This window comes from Brachybacterium sp. AOP24-D1-21, from assembly GCF_052378665.1.
In the GTDB taxonomy this organism is placed as follows: Bacteria; Actinomycetota; Actinomycetes; order Actinomycetales; family Dermabacteraceae; genus Brachybacterium.
In genome coordinates, this window is sequence record NZ_JBQSXX010000001.1 from 1,229,086 (window position 1) to 1,245,544 (window position 16,459).

Genomic DNA, 16,459 nt, shown 5'->3' on the forward strand with positions numbered 1-16,459 from the left:
CGAGTGCCGCGAGGGCTCTGCCCAGGTGCCGCGAAGGCACTCGCGGCGGGCACCATCGCCCGTGCTCAGACCTGGGCGATGATCTCCGCGTGGAGCAGGTTGAACCAGCCGGCGGGATCCGCGGCCCAGCGCTGGAACTCCTGGCCGATCTGCTCCCGTTCGGCCGCATCGGCCCAGCCCTCACGCTCGAGCTGCTGTGCGAACGGGGGCGAGGTGATCCGCCCCGACCAGCTGGCGGCCCAGATCTCGCGCTGCGATGCCGTGGCGTACAGCAATGTCGAGGTGCTCGCGGAGACGTCAGTGAACCCCGCCTCTCGCGCCCAAGCCAGCAGGCGCCTGCCCGCATCCGGGGTGCCGCCGTTGGCGCGGGCGGCGCGCAGGTACAGCTCGAGCCAGCGGTCCAACCCCGGCAGGGCGGGCCACCAGCGGAAGCCCTCGTAGTCGCTGTCGCGCACCGCGACGATCCCGCCCGGGCGGGTGACCCGACGGAACTCGGCGAGGGCCTGGACAGGGCCGGGCACATGCTGGAGGACCTGATGCGCGTGGACCACGTCGAAGGCGTCGTCCGCGAAGGGCAGCTCGTGCGCGTCCCCGACCACCACCTCGACGCTGCCCAGGCCCTGAGCTTCGAGCTCCGCGCGCGTGATAGCGGCAGCATCTTCGGTGACCTCCAGGGCGGTCACGTGCTCCGGGCCGACGATCCGGGCCAGGCCTGCGGTGATCGTCCCCGCGCCGCTGCCCACGTCCAGCAGGCGCATGCCCTCACGCAGATGCGGAAGCAGGTGGGCGGCGGAGTTCTCGGCGGTGCGGTGACGGTGACTGTCGAGCACCGCGGCACCGTAGCCGTGGGTGTAGGCAGGGTGCTTCGAAGGATCTGCGACGGGATCTGACATGCTTCCGGACCATACCCGGCGCGGTCGGAGCGACCACGGCCCGGCCACCCACCGGACTCCGCGGCGCACGACCAGCGGGATCCGGGCGGCAGAGCGGGCTCAGCGCGGTGGCGGCGCCGACGGGCTCAGCGCGGTGGGGCACCACCGGCGGCCAGGCGCTGAACCAGGCCGAGGACCTCCTGGCTCCGCGTCCACTCGCTGATCTTCATGGTGATGTCCTTGCCATGGCGCACCTGCACCCGGAACCTCCCGGACAGCAGCCGCTTCTCGATCTCCGCGCCCACGATCTCCGCCGCGGGGGCCTCTTCGAGGATCGTCCAGCCGCGGAATCGGTCCATCACGTGCAGGATCCTGCGGTCGGTGACGATCAGCAGCGGGAAGGTGTCTGAACGGAGCGCTCCCACCGCGACGTCGTGAACCGTCTCGTCCGGATGCAGCACCTGCTGCGGCAGATTCCCATCCGCCGCACGGAAGCGCAACCCTCGATTGCGGGCCATGGCCTCGCGGTACGTCCGCTCTGCCCGGCCGCTGCTCGCGCTCTCAGCGTACGCCTGGGCCATGACGGCGTCGGCGTCCTGGCCGTGCGCCTCCCGGACCGACCTCTGCAGCTCGGCCGCCTCACGGTATCGATCGAGTCTCTTCCCCATGGTGCGAGCCTACGGTCCGCCGGGTCGACGTGCACGTTTTCCCGCCCCGGCGGGTCGATGGGGAGTCCTCCCCATCGTGCATCCGCCGCGCGCGCCCTACTGTGGTCGGGACGTGGGTCGGACGGAGCGCACAGCACCTCCGCACCAGGGACCGGCCAGGACACGAGGGGACAGGCATGAGCGGCTTCTACGGCGCCGACACCAGCCAGCTGCGCGACCACTCCGCGCTGCTGCGCGACCGCGCGACCGCGATCGGCGATCTGCGCGCGCGACTCGAACCAGCGGTCATGGACGAGAGCATCTGGCAGGGGCCCGACGCGGACTCCTTCCGTGCTGAGTGGAGCTCCCGCACCGTGGCGCTGTTCGAGGAGGTCACCTCGCAGATCACCCATCATGGCAGCGAGCTCGAGCGCCACGCCGAGGAGCAGGACGAGGCCTCCGATGGCGAGTCCGGCAGCGGCCAGGGCAGCGGAGGCGGTCAGGGCAGCGACGAGAGTGAGGGCTCCTGGCTCGATCGCCTCCTCGGCGGTGTCAACGACGGCATCGGCGTGTTCAACAAGCTACAGAAGGCCTTCAGCAGCGGCAAGAAGGTCTGGGACATCATGCGGGTCATCGACCGCTCCACGGACTTCATCAAGGGCGCCGAGGACATCTTCCAGCTCGCCGCCGGCACCTGGAAGTACGGCAAGGACATCACCGACTCCGTCTACGGCGTCGGCTCTGAGTTCAGCGGCCTGGCGAAGAAGCTCATCGGCCAGCTGCCCTTCAACGTCCCCACTGGCCTCGGGAACAAGAACCTCTTCGGCTGGGTGGACGACGCCGCCGGCAAGCTCTCGAAGGTCGCGCCGTTCCTCGACGACGTCGCCCCCTACCTCGGCAAAGCGCTCCCGGCGCTGGACGTGTTCACGGGCGGATTGCAGATGATCCAGGGGATCAAGAGCGGCGATACCTTCAGTGCGATCACCGGGGGTGCCAGCGCCGTCGGTGGCGGGCTGATGCTGGCGGGCGGTGCACTGTCCGCCACCGGCGTCGGTGCGGTCATCGGCGGGCCGCTGGTCGCGGCCGGCGCGATCATCTCCGGCGGCGCGGCCCTCGCCGACGTTGGCAAGATGGTCTACGACAACTGGGACACGATCTCCTCGACAGCCACGGACGCCTGGAACAGCACGACGGACTTCGTCGGCGACACCGCCGGAGCTGTCTCCGAAGGCGTGGGCAATGTCGTGGACTCCGTCAGCGACGGCGTCTCCAATGCCGTCGACGGGCTCGCCGACGCCCTGCCGTGGTGAGCCTCTTCGTGAGAGCCTGAACCCGCCCGCCGACACCCCATGAGCACCACCGAATCGGTCCGTCCGCTGCGACGACCCGTCCATCCCCAGGGAGCCGACCCCGCATGAGCGAATCCGCCAAGACCCCGCCCTCCGCGCCGTCCATCACCGAGCCCTCCATCACCGAGCGCGACATGCTCGGTGCGATGGAGGTGCTGGCCACGACTGAAACCGAGCCGGACGTCTTCCTCACCCTCACCGATGAGGAGATCATGGGGCTCGACGGTGCCTCCGCCCTCGAGATCCTGGGCAGTCCGTATCTCAGTCAGGACATGGTCGACGAGGCGTCCTCAGCCGCTGCCGCACTGCGTTCGCTGACTGCTCGCGGGCTGGTCCGACCCGGCACCGAAAGCGTCGAGGATGAGGGCAAGGTCGTCTCCGGACCGGCAGACGTCGAGCGCCGTCCGGTGCAGCTGGACCGTCGGCTGGCCGGGGTGATCGCCCTGCGCCGCATTCCGGAGGCGATGGTCACCACGACTCGCACGCTCAACGGCGGCTCGACGACCCTCGCCCATTACCTCTTCCCCCGCAGCGGGATCCTCGAGGAGTTCATCTCCGTCGACGGCTTCCACCACTTCAGCGTCCCGGACCTGGGCTCGGTCCCGCGCCGGATCCGGAAGTTCGTGGACCCGTTCGAGGCGGCGGACCAGGACGGCGAGCCCGAGACCACCACCCGCGCTCAGGCCGGATCCACGTTCGATGTGGCCGACACCAGGTCGCTGTCCGTCCTCACGGCGGTCACCGACGGCGCCGGGCGGCAGGCCACGATCGTGGCCACCTCCGACCGGGTCCGGGTGCTCGACGACGGACCGCTCGGGGAGGAGCCCACCGCCGACGACGAGCTGCAGATCTCGGACGTCTCCGCCGAGACTCTGCTCAGCGTGATCGACGTGATGATCCCCCGTGCCCTCGGCGACGAGGAACCGGAAGCATCCCCAGGCAGCTGAGGCGCGCCGATGCACGGCTGAAGCACGGCCGAGGCGCGGCCGAGGCACGGTTGAGGCGCGGCAGAGGCACGGTTGAGGCACGGTTGAGGCACGGCAGATGCGCGGACGGGAGCGGCAGCTGGGGACCTCAGCCCTCGACGGCTGCGTCTCGCCGCGCTGAGCGTCGGTCCCACAGCGCCGCCGCGACGACCATCGCAATGCCGACCACGACGCCGATCGCGGTCTCGACCACGCGCGCCTCGAGCGTCGGCCCCACCGGCTGGGGGTGGGCGAGCTGCACCATCAGCAGCGCGAGCGGGGTGATGAACAGCAGGGCGAAGGCGTAGTTGCGCATCACGTAGAGCTCGGCGATGAACTGCAGCACCACCACCCACACCACCAGCTGCCACGGCTCGGCGGGGAAGGACAGCAGGAAGGCGGTGGTAACAACTCCGAGGGTTGTGCCGATCACGCGGTGCAGGCCGCGCTCGATCTGCAGGGTGCGGCCGGGGGCGGCGAGCGGCGCGATCGCCGCGATCTGCGCCCAGTAGGGGAAGGGCAGGCCTGAGGCGAGGCCCAGGACGCCGGCGATGGCGGCGGCCAGCGCGAAGCGGCCGAACTCTGCGCCCAGCTGCGCCCGGGTCCAGGTCTCCATCGCCGGGTGTGCGTCCGCCCCCGGGTGCCGCTCCCCTGCCCAGTGGCCGAGCAGCCCGAGCCCCACGCACAGGCTCGCGCAGGAGCCCGCGATCAGGAAGGCGACCCAGACCGGTGCGGCCGGCGGGGCCGCCGCGACTGCCGCGACCGCGAACAGCGGGAAGATCGCCCCGCCCGGCTTGAGCCCGCGGGCGAGCACGAAGGTGGCGCTCAGTCCGGCGATCACGGCGCCCACCAGCAGCGCCGTCCAGGACTCCGCGAGTGGTGACATCGACTCGCCGAGCTGTGCGAGGGCCGCCCCGATCGTCACGCAGACGGTGAGCATCGCGCCGGCGAGCGACTGGCGCCGGAACCGCAGCCGGGTGGGCTCGTACTTCGAGTAGATGCCCGTGAACGCACCGAACCCGACGTACATCGCCCAGTCGACCCGATCCGTCAGCAGCAGCACGACCATCGGGATCGCCAGCCCGATCGCGATCCGGAACGCGGGGACATGGTCCACACGTCCGGGGGCGAGGCTGACCATCCTCTGGGCTGCGGACCGGACCCGAGCGAGGGCTGAGGACACGAGACTCCTTTCGGCTGAGAGCGGCGTTCATCCTATTCCCCGCCCCGTGCCTCTCCCCCGTCCCGTCCCGCTCCCGTTCCCCGTTCCCGCCGCCGCGCCGGGCGACCGGTGGTCCCGTGCGCTTCCGTGGGAGAATTCACGGCAGTCCTCGCCTTCCCGTCGTCCGACCCCGTCGGACCCCTCCTCCCCGGAGCAGCCATGTCCTCCCCTGAGAGCAGCCCCGCCCCCGTCGGCGGCGCCGGCGTCATCGAGACCGCCGGCATCGAGATCATCGCGGAGTCCGAACGCGTCGCGAAGCCGCGCGATCTGATCTGGCCCTGGTTCGCCGCGAACGTCTCCGTGTTCGGCATGAGCTACGGCTCCTACCTGCTCGGCTTCGGCATCAGCTTCGTGCAGGCCACCGTCGTGGCGATCATCGGCATCATCATCAGCTTCCTGCTGTGCGGGCTGGTCGCGATCGCGGGCAAGCGCGGCAGCGCCCCGACGATGGTGCTCTCGCGGGCGGCCTTCGGGGTGCACGGGCAGAAGGTGCCCGGGATCGTCTCCTGGCTGACCTCGATCGGCTGGGAGACCTCGCTCGCGATCTCCGCAGTGCTCGCCACCGCGACCGTGTTCGACGTGCTGGGCCTCGCCTCCGGGAAGGCGGTCACCGTGATCGCCGCGATCCTCATCGCCGCTCTGATCGTGGGTGCGAGCGTGCTCGGCTATCACACGATCATGAAGCTCCAGTCCGTCCTGACCTGGGCGACCGGCGCGATGACGATCCTGTTCATGATCCTCACGATCCCCCACATCGACCTCGACGCCGTGCTCTCCGCCCCCTCAGGCTCCCCGCAGGCGATGATCGGCGCACTGGTGATGGTGATGACCGGCTTCGGGCTGGGCTGGATCAACATCGCCGCCGACTGGTCGCGGTACCAGAAGCGCACTGCGTCTGACGGCTCGATCGTGCTGTGGAACACCGTGGGCGGCGCCGCCGCCCCGGTGGTGCTGGTGATCTTCGGGCTGCTGCTGGCAGGGTCCGACGAGGGCCTGAGCAAGGCGATCCAGGGCGACCCGATCGGCGCGTTGGTGACGATCCTGCCGCTGTGGGCGCTGATCCCCTTCTGGATCGTCGCGGTGCTGACTCTGGTCTCCGGCGCGGTGCTGGGCATCTACTCCTCGGGTCTCACCCTCATCAGCCTCGGCATCCGCATCCCCCGCCCGGCCGCCGCCGCTGTCGACGGGCTGATCCTCACCGCTGGCACCATCTGGGTGGCGTTCTTTGCGACCAGCTTCATCGAGCCGTTCCAGAGCTTCCTGATCACCCTCGGCGTGCCGATCGCGGCCTGGGCCGGGATCCTCATCGCCGACATCCTCACCCGCCGGGCGGACTACGACGAGAAGGCCCTGTTCGACCCCGCCGGACGCTACGGCGCCTTCGACTGGACCTCGATCATCACCATGGTGGTCGCCTCGATCCTGGGCTGGGGCCTGGTCGTGAACGGTTTCACCGAGGCCGCCTCCTGGAACAACTGGCAGGGCTACCTGCTGGAGCCGCTGGGCCTGGGCACCTACGTGGAGGACCCGGCCGGCTCCTACTGGGACGGCAACTGGGCGTACTCGAACATCGGCGTGCTGCTGGCGCTGGTGCTCGGCTTCGTGGTGACCTTCATCGCGCGGCGCGGGAAGATCCGCCGCCAGGAACAGCGCTGAGCTGACTGCCGGGTTGCAAGACTGCCTAGACGCCGGGCAACCGGGCTGTAAGGCAGCCGGGACGCCGGGCTGTCCGTCCTGGGCAGGGATGCCGCGCCCGCCCCGCAGGGTCCACGATGGGTCCATGCATCCCTCCCCCGCCCATCCCGCCCTGCCGTGGCTCGCCGCGCTCGGGGTGATGCTGATGTGGGCCTCGTCCTTCCTGGTGATCCGGGTGGCCGGGAACGACTTCTCCCCCGGCGCGATGGCTCTGCTGCGGGTGGGCTCCGCGGCGACCGTCCTGCTGCCCCTGCTGCTCCTGGGCCGGGTCCGCCGACCTCGCAGCGGGCGGCTGTGGGCCGCGGTGATCGGCTGGGGCGTCGCCTGGTTCGCGGTGTATCTCGTGGTGCTCAACGCCGCGGAACTGTTCCTGGATCCGGCGACCGCCGCGATGCTCGTGAACCTCGCGCCACTGATCGTGGCGGTCGCCTCGGGGCTGCTGCTCGGGGAGGGGTTCTCCGTGCGGCTGCTCGCCGGGGTGCTGGTCGCCTTCAGCGGGATCGTGCTGATCACGGTGGGTGCCTCCACCGGCGACCTCTCCGGGCTGGGGGTGGTGCTGGGGCTGGTGGCGGCGCTGCTCTACGCGGGCAGCGTGCTCGCACAGAAGCTGCTGCTCGCCCACGTCGACTCCACCTCGATGACGGTGATCGGGGGTGCTGGCCGGCGCTCTGGCCTGCCTGCCCTTCGCGCCAGCGCTGGTGGCGGAAGTCGGCGCGGCGCCCGTCAGCACAGTGCTGGGCGTGGTCTATCTCGGGGTGTTCCCCACCGCGCTCGCCTTCCTGCTGTGGGGTTACGCCCTGACCCACACCGGCGCCGGGCTGCTCAGCTCCTCCTCGCTGCTGGTGCCCGCCTTCACCGTGGTGCTGGCCTGGCTGCTGCTGGGCGAGGTGCCGCCTCCGCTGGCGGCGATAGGCGGGGTGCTGTGCCTGGCCGGGGCGGCCTTCGCGGTCGCGCCGGCGGTGCTCGCCGCCCTCCGGCCGCGCCAGCGCGCCGACTATTCTGACCCCACCCGCACTGACCACCCGTGCTCAGACCCCACCTGCTCTGACCCCGCCTCGTGCACCGCTGCACGCCCTGGAGAGGATCCTGCCCATGCCCCCTGCCCCTGAGGCGAACCCGGCGCCCTGGCTGCTGATCGTCGACCCGCAATGGATCTTCGCCGACCCCCGCTCCCAGTGGTGCTCGCCGTTCTTCCCTGCGGCGATGGAGAACATCGCCCGTCTGGCGGAGGCCGTGGGCCCCGAGCGCACCCTGGTCACGCGCTGGCTGCCCACCGCCGACCGGGCGACCGCCTGGGGCGACTACTTCCGGGCCTGGCCCTTCGCGGATGTCCCGGCAGAGGACGCGCGCTACGACCTGGTCGATGCCGCACGCGGCCTGTCCGCCCACCCCACGATCGACGAGCCGACCTTCGGCAAATGGGGTGCGCAGCTGGCGCAGCGGGTGGATTGGCCCGCGAACCCGCGCACACACCTGCTGGTCACGGGCGTGACCACGGACTGCTGCGTGATCTCCACGGTGCTCCCTGCGGCCGATGCCGGGGTGCGCCTGACCGTGGTCACCGACGCCGTGGCCCACTCCGCGGCGGAGAACGGCCCGCCCGCCCTGCACACCATGAGCCTGTTCCCGCCGCAGGTGGATCTGCGCTCCACCGAGCAGGTGCTCACCCGCGGCGGGTGACCTCCTCGACGACGTCTTCGGTGACGCCGACGCCTCCGGGCACGCCCTCGATGGCGCCCTCAGCGATGCCCGCAGGGCGAGGATCAGCAGCGGGGTGGAGCAGGTCCAGCAGCCGGGCAAGGAACAGGCACAGCACCGGCACCAGCAGCAGCGAGACGAGGACATCGGAGGGGTGGTGGACGCCGAGCGCGACCCGGGACCAGGCCGTGGCCAGAACGAGCAGCACGGCAGGGACGAGGGCGAGGCGGCGCTGCCATCCTGCGGGCAGCGCGAGCACGAGCACGGTGGCGAAGGCAGCGGCGCAGGCGGTATGACCGCTGGGGTAGCTGAAGGTGTGCGGCTCGGGCACCAGCTGCTGCAGCAGCAGGTCCGCGTCCGGGCGAGGACGGCGCACGACCAGCTTGATCAGCTCCACGATCGCCCAGGGCACGGCGACCAGCAGCGCAGCCCGGAGCGCGGCCCACCTACTGCGGTGCAGCAGCCCGGCCAAGAGCGCGGCGAGGGCCACCAGAGCAGCAGCCAGGGCGGGGCCGAAGGCGACATCGATACCGACCGCGAGACGTCCAGCGTTCTCGGTCAGCGAGTGGTTCGCGGCCACGACCAGGGAGAGGTCCCACGCACTCACCGCGGGCAGAGCCCGCAGCGTCCACCCCAGCAGCACCGAGAGCAGCACGGCCGCCGTCATGGCAGCCAGCGGCGCCAGGCACGCCGTCAGCGCCCGACGCGGCCCTGGGGCACGGATCGGCCTGGTCGCTGCGGAAGAGTTCACGTGCCCAGTCTGCCTCGCCGACCACTCGGTCTCGCCAGCAGCCCCGCGCCCCGTGCGAAGGACGCAATACTGGAGAGATGACTGCTTCTCTGCTCACCGTCGGGCACGGGACCCTCTCACGCACGGAGCTCAGCGACCTGCTCCTCGGCGCCGGAATCCAGCAGCTGGTGGACGTGCGTCGATTCCCCGGCTCCCGCACCAACGATGCCGCCGCTCGTGGCGCGGTCGAGGAGATCTGCACCGAGGCCGGGATCAGCTACCGCTGGGACGAGCGCCTGGGCGGACGGCGACGGCTCACCAAGGACGAGGATGCCGCCTCCCCAGACACCTGGTGGCGAGTGAAGCAGTTCCGCGCCTATGCCGGATGGACCCGCAGCGAGGAGTTCCGTGCCGGCCTCGAGGAGCTGCTCGGCGACGTGTCGCGCACCCGCACCGCTGTGATGTGCTCGGAGGCGGTGTGGTGGCGCTGCCATCGCCGCCTGATCGCCGACGTGATGCTCATGGAGCACCAGGTCGAGGTCGCGGACCTCATGCCCGACGGGAAGCAGCGGCAGCATGAGCCGAGCGACGGAGCACGGCGGGGCGAAGACGGCCACGTGGTCTGGGACCGACCTGACGAGACGGGCGACTGAGCCGAGACGGCTGGTCGCCTGCTGCAGGGTTGACCTGACGCGGGCGTGACCTGAGGAGCGGTGACCTGACGTAGGGATGACCTGGCCGGGCGGGCCGTTCCGGGCACGAAAAACCGGTGGCCGAGACCGCCGCCGCACCGTACCGTCGGCCGCATGCACTTCCCCGCCTCCGGCACCGCCGCCGCTCTGCCCCGCACCGCTCTGCTCACCGGCGTCGGGCGCCGCCGCGGGATCGCCGCCGCGATCGCCCGGGGACTCGCCGCCGACGGGTTCGACCTGGCACTGTCCTTCCACGCCCCCTACGACCGGCGAGTGCTCGGCGAGGATTCGGATGTGGAACTGCTCGCGGAAGAGCTGCGGGCGGCCGGGAGGCGTGTCGTCCTGCTCCCCGGTGACCTCGCCGACCCACAGGTGCCTGCGCAGGTGATCGGCAGTGCCCGCAAAGCGCTGGGGCCGCTGGGGGTCCTGGTGATGAGCCACTGCGAGTCCGTGGACTCCTCGCTCCTGGACACCACGGTGGAGAGCTTCGACCGGCACTATGCAGTCAATGTGCGCGCGAGCTGGCTGTTGCTGAAGGCCTTCGCGGAACAGGTCGCAGTGAACGCGCCGGGTGCGCTGGGTGCGCAGGGCGAGCCGGGCCAGCTGGGCGCGCAGGGCGAGCCGAGCGGGCCGACCGCTGCCGCGTCCGGCGGCGCCGTGATCGCACTGACCAGCGACCACACAGTGCACAACCTCCCCTACGGGGCGACCAAGGGGGCACTGGATCGCCTGGTGCTGGCGGGAACGCATGAGCTCGCGGACCGCGGCATCCGCACCAACGTGATCAATCCCGGCCCGATCGACACCGGCTGGATGGACGAGGAGATCCGCGCCGCCGTCACCGCGCAGATGCCGGGAGGGGAGCTCGCCGGGCCGGGGACGGTCGCGGACCTGGTGTGCTTCCTGGTCTCCGCGCAGGGGTCCTGGATCCGTGGCCAGCTGCTCCACTCCAACGGGGGCTTCGCGACCCCGGCAGTGTGATCCCGCGCCCGCCATTCCGCGCCCCACCCGACGCTCCCGACGCTCCCGACGCTCCGCGATTCTGCGCTGAGGACCGATGATCGCACCTCGCATAGGTCCTGAGCGGCGAACCGTGGCCGCCCGGCGGGGTGGGGCGGGCCGGGGCGGGGCAGGGTCGAGTGTCATCCGCCGTCCGCAGCGGACGCGCGCACCGTCCCGCAGCGCCAGCAGGGCACGGTCGGATCCTGCGCGCCCTCCCCCTCGGGCACGGCGCCGCACTCCGGGCACAGCTCGCCCAACCAGCACGCCGCGTCGCCTCCGGTATCTGCAGAGACGCCGGTGATACCGGTGACCCCGGTGGTCCCGGCGATCCGAGCGATCCCGGTGGTGCCGGAACCGGTGGTGCGGGCACGATCTCGTCGGGGGCTCATGCCCCCATCCTGGACCCGGCGCCCGACGGAGGGAAGCCCGAGCGCGATCCGGTATCCCTGGCCGGGGATCCTTCCGGCCCAGCGCCGAGCGATCCGGCTCAGTGCTCCGTGATCGTGCGCTCCGTGTCCTCATGCTTCTCGGACTTCCCCGCGAAGATGACCGAGGCCACCACGGCGACACCCATGGCCACCACGATGAACGCGAGCGAGAGCCAGATCGGCACCTCGGGGATCTTCTGCAGCACGGAGAAGCCGGGGATGAAGTCCAGCGGGGCCTCGTGGATGGCGTGGATCAGCAGCTTCACACCGATGAAGCCGAGGATCGCAGCGATCCCGTAATGCAGGTAGGCGAGGCGGTCCAGGAGCCCGCCCAGGAGGAAGTACAGCTGGCGCAGACCCATCAGGGCGAACAGGTTCGCGGTGAAGACCAGGAAGGGGTTCCGGGTGACGCCGAAGATGGCAGGGATCGAATCCAGGGCGAACATGACGTCGGTGAGGCCGAGGGTGATGAACACCAGCAGCATCGGGGTGAAGAGCTTCTTGCCGTCCACGACCGTGCGCAGCTTGTTGCCGTCGTAGTCGTCGGAGACGGGGAACACGCGCCGCACCGTCCGCATGATGAAGGAGTCGGAGCCTCCCTCTTCCTCACCCTGGGCCTGCTTCCATGCGGTCCACAGCAGGAAGATCCCGAAGAGGTAGAAGACGGCGGTGAAGTTCTCGATGATCACGGCGCCCGCCAGGATGAACAGCCCGCGCGCGATGAGGGCGATGATGATGCCCACCATCAGCGCTTCCTGCTGGTATCTCCGCGGCACGGAGAACTTCGTCATGATGATGATGAAGACGAACAGGTTGTCGATGCTCAGGGAGTACTCGAGCAGCCAGCCGGTGACGAACTCCGAGGCCGGCTGCATGCCGCCCACGAAGTAGAGGACCACCGCGAAGACGAGCGCCAGGCCCACATAGAAGCCGATCCAGGTCGCGCACTCCCGCAGGGACGGGACGTGCGGACGTTTGATGACCAGCAGCAGATCGGCGACGAGGATCGCGCAGAGCACGACCATCGCGCCGATCTCGAAGCCGAGGTGGAGCTCTCCCATGGGGCAAATCCTTCAGGTGTGACGGGCTGGCTTCCCGAGTGACCGGGGCAGGGCTGCGCTGAGCAACACCGGTCACAGGGTACTCGCGGGATCACCCGATCACGCGCCGAGTGAGCACACTCTCTCTCTTCGCCGTGCGTGCTCGGCTCCTATCGCCGGTTCCTCGCCGGGCCCTGCAGATGGCCCCGGCGCGCGGCGAGGACGAGCATCACGATCCCGGTCACGAAGCCCAGGAGCACGGTGAGCAGGGAGCCCTCGATGCCCATCGACCCGCCGGTGAGCCAGGTGGGGCCGTGCATCTCCGCGACCAGCAGTCCGCGCTGCGTCCCCGTCCCGGAGACCGCCGAGGAGAACATCCCGGCCTGCACGGTGTTCCAGGCGATGTGGAGGCCGAAGGCGAACCACAGCCGACGGGTCAGCAGATAGGCGGCGCCCAGCAGGACCCCCGCCTCGACCACGAGGAGGAGCGCGGTCAGGATCGACGCCCCAGGATTCATCAGATGGATCAGTCCGAACAGGAGCGACGTGATTGCGAGGGCCACCCAGCTGCCCCACCAGGACTCCAGCACGCGCAGCAGGATGCCACGGAACACGATCTCCTCGATGACTCCGGCTCCGATACCGACCGCGAGCGGTGCCAGCAGCTGCGGGGACGCCGAGATCCCGGTGACACGGTAGCCGCCGAGCAGGGCGATGAGGCCGACGGCGAGGGTCAGCAGTGCTGTGCCGAGCACCAGGCCCGCCGCCAGCTCGGCGAGCTTGCCGCGCCCGCGCAGGCCGAGCCCGGGGCGGCCGCCGATCAGTCCGACGATCAGGAGGTAGCCGCCGAGCGCGACGGCGGCGCCCGCGCACGCTCCGAGCAGCAGCATCCACGGGCTCGCGGCGAGGCCGCCGACGGTCACCACCGTCATCTCGGCGGCGAGGAAGACCACGACGCCCAGAAGCAGCTGGAGGCCCCGTCGACGACCGCCGTGGGCGGCAGGCGGACGGGTGGCAGGGCGGGCGGCAGTCAGAGGAGCGGCGGGACGGGCGGCGGGCAGAGGGGCGGCACGCGGACGGGGGGCGGAGGGAGAGTGCAGGGAGGTCATGCCCCTGAGCGTGACGCCTGGTCAGCGGCTTGTCACGGGTCCGGAGCAGATCGTCGGGGTGGCCCAACACCGGCTGTCCTGCCGGCCGGCCCAGCGACGGTCAGGCCAGCTGCCCGATGACCTCCTCGACCGCCGCGAGCACGGTCCCGTCCAGCAGCCGCGCCTCGGCCTCAGCGATGTCCGGGGCCAGGAAGCGGTCCGGCCCAGGGCCCTCGACGGTGCGGCGCAGCACGGCGATCGCGGCGGCGCTCGGGGCCGATGGGGCGAGCGGGCCGCGCAGGTCGATCGCGCGGGCGGCGGTGAGCAGCTCGATCGCGAGCACGCGGCGCAGGTTCTCCACGCTGGTGCGCAGCTTGCGGGCGGCGTGCCAGCCCATCGAGACGTGGTCCTCCTGCATCGCGGAGGAAGGGATCGAGTCCACGCTCGCCGGCACCGCGAGGCGCTTCATGTCCGAGACCAGGCCGGCCTGGGTGTACTGGGCGATCATGAAGCCGGAGTCGACACCGGGGTCGTCGGCCAGGAACGGCGGCAGGCCGTGGGAGCGGGACTTGTCGAGCATCCGGTCGGTGCGGCGCTCGGCGATCGAGGCGAGGTCCGCGGAGACGATCGCGAGGAAGTCGAGCACGTAGGCGACCGGGGCGCCGTGGAAGTTGCCGTTGGAGGTGACGGTGCCGTCCTCGAGCACGACCGGGTTGTCGATCGCGGCGGCGAGCTCCCGCTCGGCGACGGTGCGCGCGTGCTCGATGGTGTCGCGCACCCCGCCGGCGACCTGCGGGGCGCAGCGCAGCGAGTAGGCGTCCTGCACGCGCGAGCCCTCGGCGGCGACGTCGGCGATGATCGCGGACCCCTCGAGCAGCGCGAAGATGTTCGCGGCCGACGCCTCCTGGCCGGGATGCGGGCGCAGCGGTGCGTGCAGCTCGGGGCGGAACACGCTGTCACGGCCGCGCAGGCCCTGCACGGACATCGCGGTGGTGAGGTCGGCGGTGCGCACCAGCTCGTCGAGGTCGGCGATCGCCATCAGCAGCATGCCGAGCATGCCGTCGGTGCCGTTGATCAGCGCGAGGCCCTCCTTCTCCTCGAGCAGCACGGGCTCGATCCCGGCCTCGGCGAGCAGCTCGGGCACGGGGCGCTCCACGCCGTCGCGGTCCCGGGCGCGGCCCTCACCCATCAGCACGATCGCGCAGTGGGACAGCGGTGCGAGATCGCCCGAGCATCCGAGGGATCCGTACTCGTGGACGATCGGGGCGATCTGCGCGTTCAGCAGCGCGAGGATCGTCTCGACCACGACGGGGCGCACACCGGTGCGGCCGGAGGCGAGGGTGCGGGCGCGCAGCAGCATCAGGGCGCGCACCACTTCGGTCTCGACCTCAGGCCCGGCGCCGGCTGCGTGGGAGCGGATCAGGGACCGCTGCAGAGCGTGGCGCATGCTGGGCGGGATCGAGGTGTCGGCCAGCGCCCCGAAGCCGGTGGAGACGCCGTAGACGGGGGTGTCTCCGGCGGCGAGCGCGTCGATGTGCGCACGGACCGACGCCACCTGTTCGCGAGCATCGGGGTCGAGCTCGACGCGGGCGCGGTGGCGGGCCACGGCGAGGACGTCGGCGGCGGTGAGCCCGGCGGTGGAGAGGGTGACTGTGGGGTGCTCGATGGCGGGGATGGTCATGGGGTCCTTTCGGGACGGAGGGGTCGGCGATCGGGGGCGGGGAGGTCGGCGACCAGGGACGACGGGGAGATCAGACGCGTCGGGTCCCGGCACGCCACACCTGGTGGGTGAGCGGCATGCCGGGCCGGTAGGCAAGGTGGATCGCCGCGGGGGCGTCGAGCACGTGCAGATCGGCGCGGGCACCGATCCCGAGGTGGCCGACGTCGGTGCGGCGCAGAGCGAGCGCACCGCCGCGGGTGGCGGCGTGGAGCGCTTCGGCCAGTGAGAGGTGCATCTGGAGCACGGCAGTGGTGACGCAGAAGCTCATCGAGCTGGTGTAACTGGTGCCGGGGTTGCAGTTCGAGGCGATCGCGACCGTCGCGCCGGCGTCCAGCAGCTCGCGGGCCGGAGCGAGCGGCGCACGGGTGGAGAGGTCGCAGGCGGGCAGCACGGTCGCGACCGTCGGCCCGGCATCCACGGCGAGCAGCCCGGGCCGGTCCCCCGGCGCGGTCGATCGGGCGGCTGTGGCGGCGAGCGCCTCGACATCGGCCGGGGAGAGGTGGTTGACGTGGTCCACGCTCGCTGCGCCGAGCTCGGTAGCCAGCGCCGCCCCGCCGGAACGGCCCAGCTGGTTGCCGTGCACCCGCAGCCCGAGCCCCGCAGCGGCGCCGGCGCGCAGCACCCGCTCGGACTGCTCGGGGTCGAAGGCGCCCTCCTCGCAGAAGACATCGATCCAGCGCACGTGCGGGGCGACGGCGGCGAGCATCTCCCCGCTGACCAGGTCCACGTACTCCTCGGCCCCGGGCCGGCCCTCCCGGCCGTCGAACTCCGCGGGCACCAGGTGGGCGCCGAGGAAGGTGGCCTCGTCGAGCTCGCCCGACGCGATCAGGGAGGACAGCAGGGCGGCGGCCCGGGTCTCGTGCTCGACGGTGAGGCCGTAGCCGGTCTTCGTCTCGAGTGTGGTGGTGCCGCCCGCGAGGGCCTCCGCGATCCGGCCGTGCACCAGGGCGCGCAGGTGCTCGTCGGAGGCGGTGCGGGTGGCCCCGGTGGTGACCCCGATGCCGCCGGCGCTGTAGGACTCCCCCGCCATTCTGGCCTCGAACTCGGCGGCGCGATCGCCGTCGAAGACGAGATGGGAGTGGGAGTCGACCCAGCCGGGCAGCACGGCGCGGCCTTCGAGATCGGTGGCGTCGTCGGCGGCCGGCGCCTCTGCCGCCGGGCCGGTCCAGGCGACGCGTCCTGCCTCGATGACCAGGGCTGCGTCACGGAGGACCTGCTCGTCGGTCACGCTGCCGGAGCGGGCGGGATCGTCGAGTGCGGGATCTAGAGTCCACAGTTCGCTGATGCCGGAGATCAGGGTGCTGCTCATGG

At 71.3% G+C, this 16,459-nt stretch carries 16 protein-coding genes; 7 read left to right on the plus strand and 9 right to left on the minus strand.

The window, feature by feature from the left end:
- Positions 1-65: 65 nt before the first annotated feature.
- Both ACT3UF_RS05490 and ACT3UF_RS05495 read right to left on the minus strand, forming a co-directional pair.
- Positions 66-893: a methyltransferase domain-containing protein gene (locus ACT3UF_RS05490; protein ID WP_444608128.1), complete on the minus strand. Its 828-nt coding sequence runs from the start codon at positions 891-893 to the stop codon at positions 66-68.
- 125 nt (positions 894-1,018) lie between these two features.
- On the minus strand, positions 1,019-1,540 hold the full coding sequence (locus ACT3UF_RS05495) for a PH domain-containing protein (protein ID WP_444598829.1): 522 nt from the start codon (positions 1,538-1,540) through the stop codon (positions 1,019-1,021).
- A 176-nt stretch (positions 1,541-1,716) separates the two neighbouring features.
- On the opposite strand from ACT3UF_RS05495, the gene ACT3UF_RS05500 reads away from it, so the two are divergent.
- Both ACT3UF_RS05500 and ACT3UF_RS05505 read left to right on the plus strand, forming a co-directional pair.
- Positions 1,717-2,829, plus strand: coding sequence for a hypothetical protein (locus tag ACT3UF_RS05500; protein ID WP_444598830.1), 1,113 nt, complete (start codon positions 1,717-1,719; stop codon positions 2,827-2,829).
- Positions 2,830-2,933: 104 nt separating this feature from the next.
- A complete protein-coding gene (locus ACT3UF_RS05505; RefSeq protein WP_444598831.1) occupies positions 2,934-3,815 on the plus strand; it encodes a hypothetical protein in 882 nt (293 codons plus the stop codon).
- A gap of 127 nt (positions 3,816-3,942) precedes the next feature.
- Here ACT3UF_RS05505 and ACT3UF_RS05510 read toward each other — a convergent pair whose 3' ends face one another.
- On the minus strand, positions 3,943-5,016 hold the full coding sequence (locus tag ACT3UF_RS05510) for an FUSC family protein (RefSeq protein ID WP_444598832.1): 1,074 nt from the start codon (positions 5,014-5,016) through the stop codon (positions 3,943-3,945).
- Positions 5,017-5,214: 198 nt separating this feature from the next.
- Here ACT3UF_RS05510 and ACT3UF_RS05515 point away from each other — a divergent pair, with 198 nt between their 5' ends.
- The 3 genes from ACT3UF_RS05515 (at position 5,215) to ACT3UF_RS05525 (ending at position 8,430) form a co-directional block, all read left to right on the plus strand.
- The gene (locus tag ACT3UF_RS05515; RefSeq protein WP_444598833.1) at positions 5,215-6,711 is read left to right on the plus strand and encodes a purine-cytosine permease family protein; all 1,497 of its coding nucleotides are present in this window, start codon (positions 5,215-5,217) and stop codon (positions 6,709-6,711) included.
- A gap of 737 nt (positions 6,712-7,448) precedes the next feature.
- Positions 7,449-7,859 (plus strand): DMT family transporter, encoded by a 411-nt coding sequence (locus ACT3UF_RS05520; protein WP_444592017.1) that lies wholly within the window; start codon positions 7,449-7,451, stop codon positions 7,857-7,859.
- Positions 7,843-8,430 carry a cysteine hydrolase family protein gene (locus ACT3UF_RS05525; RefSeq protein WP_444608129.1) on the plus strand — a complete coding sequence of 196 codons (588 nt, stop codon included), beginning with the start codon at positions 7,843-7,845 and terminating at the stop codon, positions 8,428-8,430. The genes ACT3UF_RS05520 and ACT3UF_RS05525 overlap by 17 nt, the downstream gene beginning before the upstream one ends.
- Here the strand turns inward: ACT3UF_RS05525 and ACT3UF_RS05530 are convergent.
- On the minus strand, positions 8,414-9,199 hold the full coding sequence (locus ACT3UF_RS05530) for a phosphatase PAP2 family protein (RefSeq protein WP_444606129.1): 786 nt from the start codon (positions 9,197-9,199) through the stop codon (positions 8,414-8,416). The two genes, ACT3UF_RS05525 and ACT3UF_RS05530, sit on opposite strands and share 17 nt — an antisense overlap.
- A gap of 77 nt (positions 9,200-9,276) precedes the next feature.
- On the opposite strand from ACT3UF_RS05530, the gene ACT3UF_RS05535 reads away from it, so the two are divergent.
- On the plus strand, positions 9,277-9,831 hold the full coding sequence (locus ACT3UF_RS05535; RefSeq protein ID WP_345075743.1) for a DUF488 domain-containing protein: 555 nt from the start codon (positions 9,277-9,279) through the stop codon (positions 9,829-9,831).
- A 153-nt stretch (positions 9,832-9,984) separates the two neighbouring features.
- Positions 9,985-10,851, plus strand: a complete 867-nt coding sequence (locus ACT3UF_RS05540) for an SDR family oxidoreductase (protein WP_444606130.1) — start codon at positions 9,985-9,987, stop codon at positions 10,849-10,851.
- 161 nt (positions 10,852-11,012) lie between these two features.
- Here ACT3UF_RS05540 and ACT3UF_RS05545 read toward each other — a convergent pair whose 3' ends face one another.
- From ACT3UF_RS05545 to hutI, 5 genes are all read right to left on the minus strand, one after another.
- A complete protein-coding gene (locus ACT3UF_RS05545) occupies positions 11,013-11,261 on the minus strand; it encodes a hypothetical protein (protein ID WP_345075745.1) in 249 nt (82 codons plus the stop codon).
- Between the two features lie 98 nt (positions 11,262-11,359).
- A complete protein-coding gene (locus tag ACT3UF_RS05550; RefSeq protein ID WP_444606131.1) occupies positions 11,360-12,361 on the minus strand; it encodes a TerC family protein in 1,002 nt (333 codons plus the stop codon).
- Positions 12,362-12,510: 149 nt separating this feature from the next.
- On the minus strand, positions 12,511-13,449 hold the full coding sequence (locus tag ACT3UF_RS05555; RefSeq protein WP_444608130.1) for a lysostaphin resistance A-like protein: 939 nt from the start codon (positions 13,447-13,449) through the stop codon (positions 12,511-12,513).
- Between the two features lie 100 nt (positions 13,450-13,549).
- On the minus strand, positions 13,550-15,109 hold the full coding sequence (gene hutH, locus ACT3UF_RS05560) for a histidine ammonia-lyase (protein ID WP_441445852.1): 1,560 nt from the start codon (positions 15,107-15,109) through the stop codon (positions 13,550-13,552).
- 70 nt (positions 15,110-15,179) lie between these two features.
- Positions 15,180-16,457, minus strand: coding sequence for an imidazolonepropionase (gene hutI / locus ACT3UF_RS05565; RefSeq protein ID WP_441445851.1), 1,278 nt, complete (start codon positions 16,455-16,457; stop codon positions 15,180-15,182).
- Positions 16,458-16,459 lie beyond the last annotated feature (2 nt).

What these genes read in the sequence shown, in the direction of transcription:
- ACT3UF_RS05490 (WP_444608128.1), bottom strand. Translation starts at nt 893, where the DNA reads ATGTCAGATCCCGTCGCAGATCCTTCGAAGCACCCTGCCTACACCCAC.
- ACT3UF_RS05495 (WP_444598829.1), bottom strand. Translation starts at nt 1,540, where the DNA reads ATGGGGAAGAGACTCGATCGATACCGTGAGGCGGCCGAGCTGCAGAGG.
- ACT3UF_RS05500 (WP_444598830.1), top strand. Translation starts at nt 1,717, where the DNA reads ATGAGCGGCTTCTACGGCGCCGACACCAGCCAGCTGCGCGACCACTCC.
- ACT3UF_RS05505 (WP_444598831.1), top strand. Translation starts at nt 2,934, where the DNA reads ATGAGCGAATCCGCCAAGACCCCGCCCTCCGCGCCGTCCATCACCGAG.
- ACT3UF_RS05515 (WP_444598833.1), top strand. Translation starts at nt 5,215, where the DNA reads ATGTCCTCCCCTGAGAGCAGCCCCGCCCCCGTCGGCGGCGCCGGCGTC.
- ACT3UF_RS05525 (WP_444608129.1), top strand. Translation starts at nt 7,843, where the DNA reads ATGCCCCCTGCCCCTGAGGCGAACCCGGCGCCCTGGCTGCTGATCGTC.
- ACT3UF_RS05535 (WP_345075743.1), top strand. Translation starts at nt 9,277, where the DNA reads ATGACTGCTTCTCTGCTCACCGTCGGGCACGGGACCCTCTCACGCACG.
- ACT3UF_RS05540 (WP_444606130.1), top strand. Translation starts at nt 9,985, where the DNA reads ATGCACTTCCCCGCCTCCGGCACCGCCGCCGCTCTGCCCCGCACCGCT.
- ACT3UF_RS05545 (WP_345075745.1), bottom strand. Translation starts at nt 11,261, where the DNA reads ATGAGCCCCCGACGAGATCGTGCCCGCACCACCGGTTCCGGCACCACC.
- ACT3UF_RS05550 (WP_444606131.1), bottom strand. Translation starts at nt 12,361, where the DNA reads ATGGGAGAGCTCCACCTCGGCTTCGAGATCGGCGCGATGGTCGTGCTC.
- ACT3UF_RS05555 (WP_444608130.1), bottom strand. Translation starts at nt 13,449, where the DNA reads ATGACCTCCCTGCACTCTCCCTCCGCCCCCCGTCCGCGTGCCGCCCCT.
- hutH (WP_441445852.1), bottom strand. Translation starts at nt 15,109, where the DNA reads ATGACCATCCCCGCCATCGAGCACCCCACAGTCACCCTCTCCACCGCC.
- hutI (WP_441445851.1), bottom strand. Translation starts at nt 16,457, where the DNA reads ATGAGCAGCACCCTGATCTCCGGCATCAGCGAACTGTGGACTCTAGAT.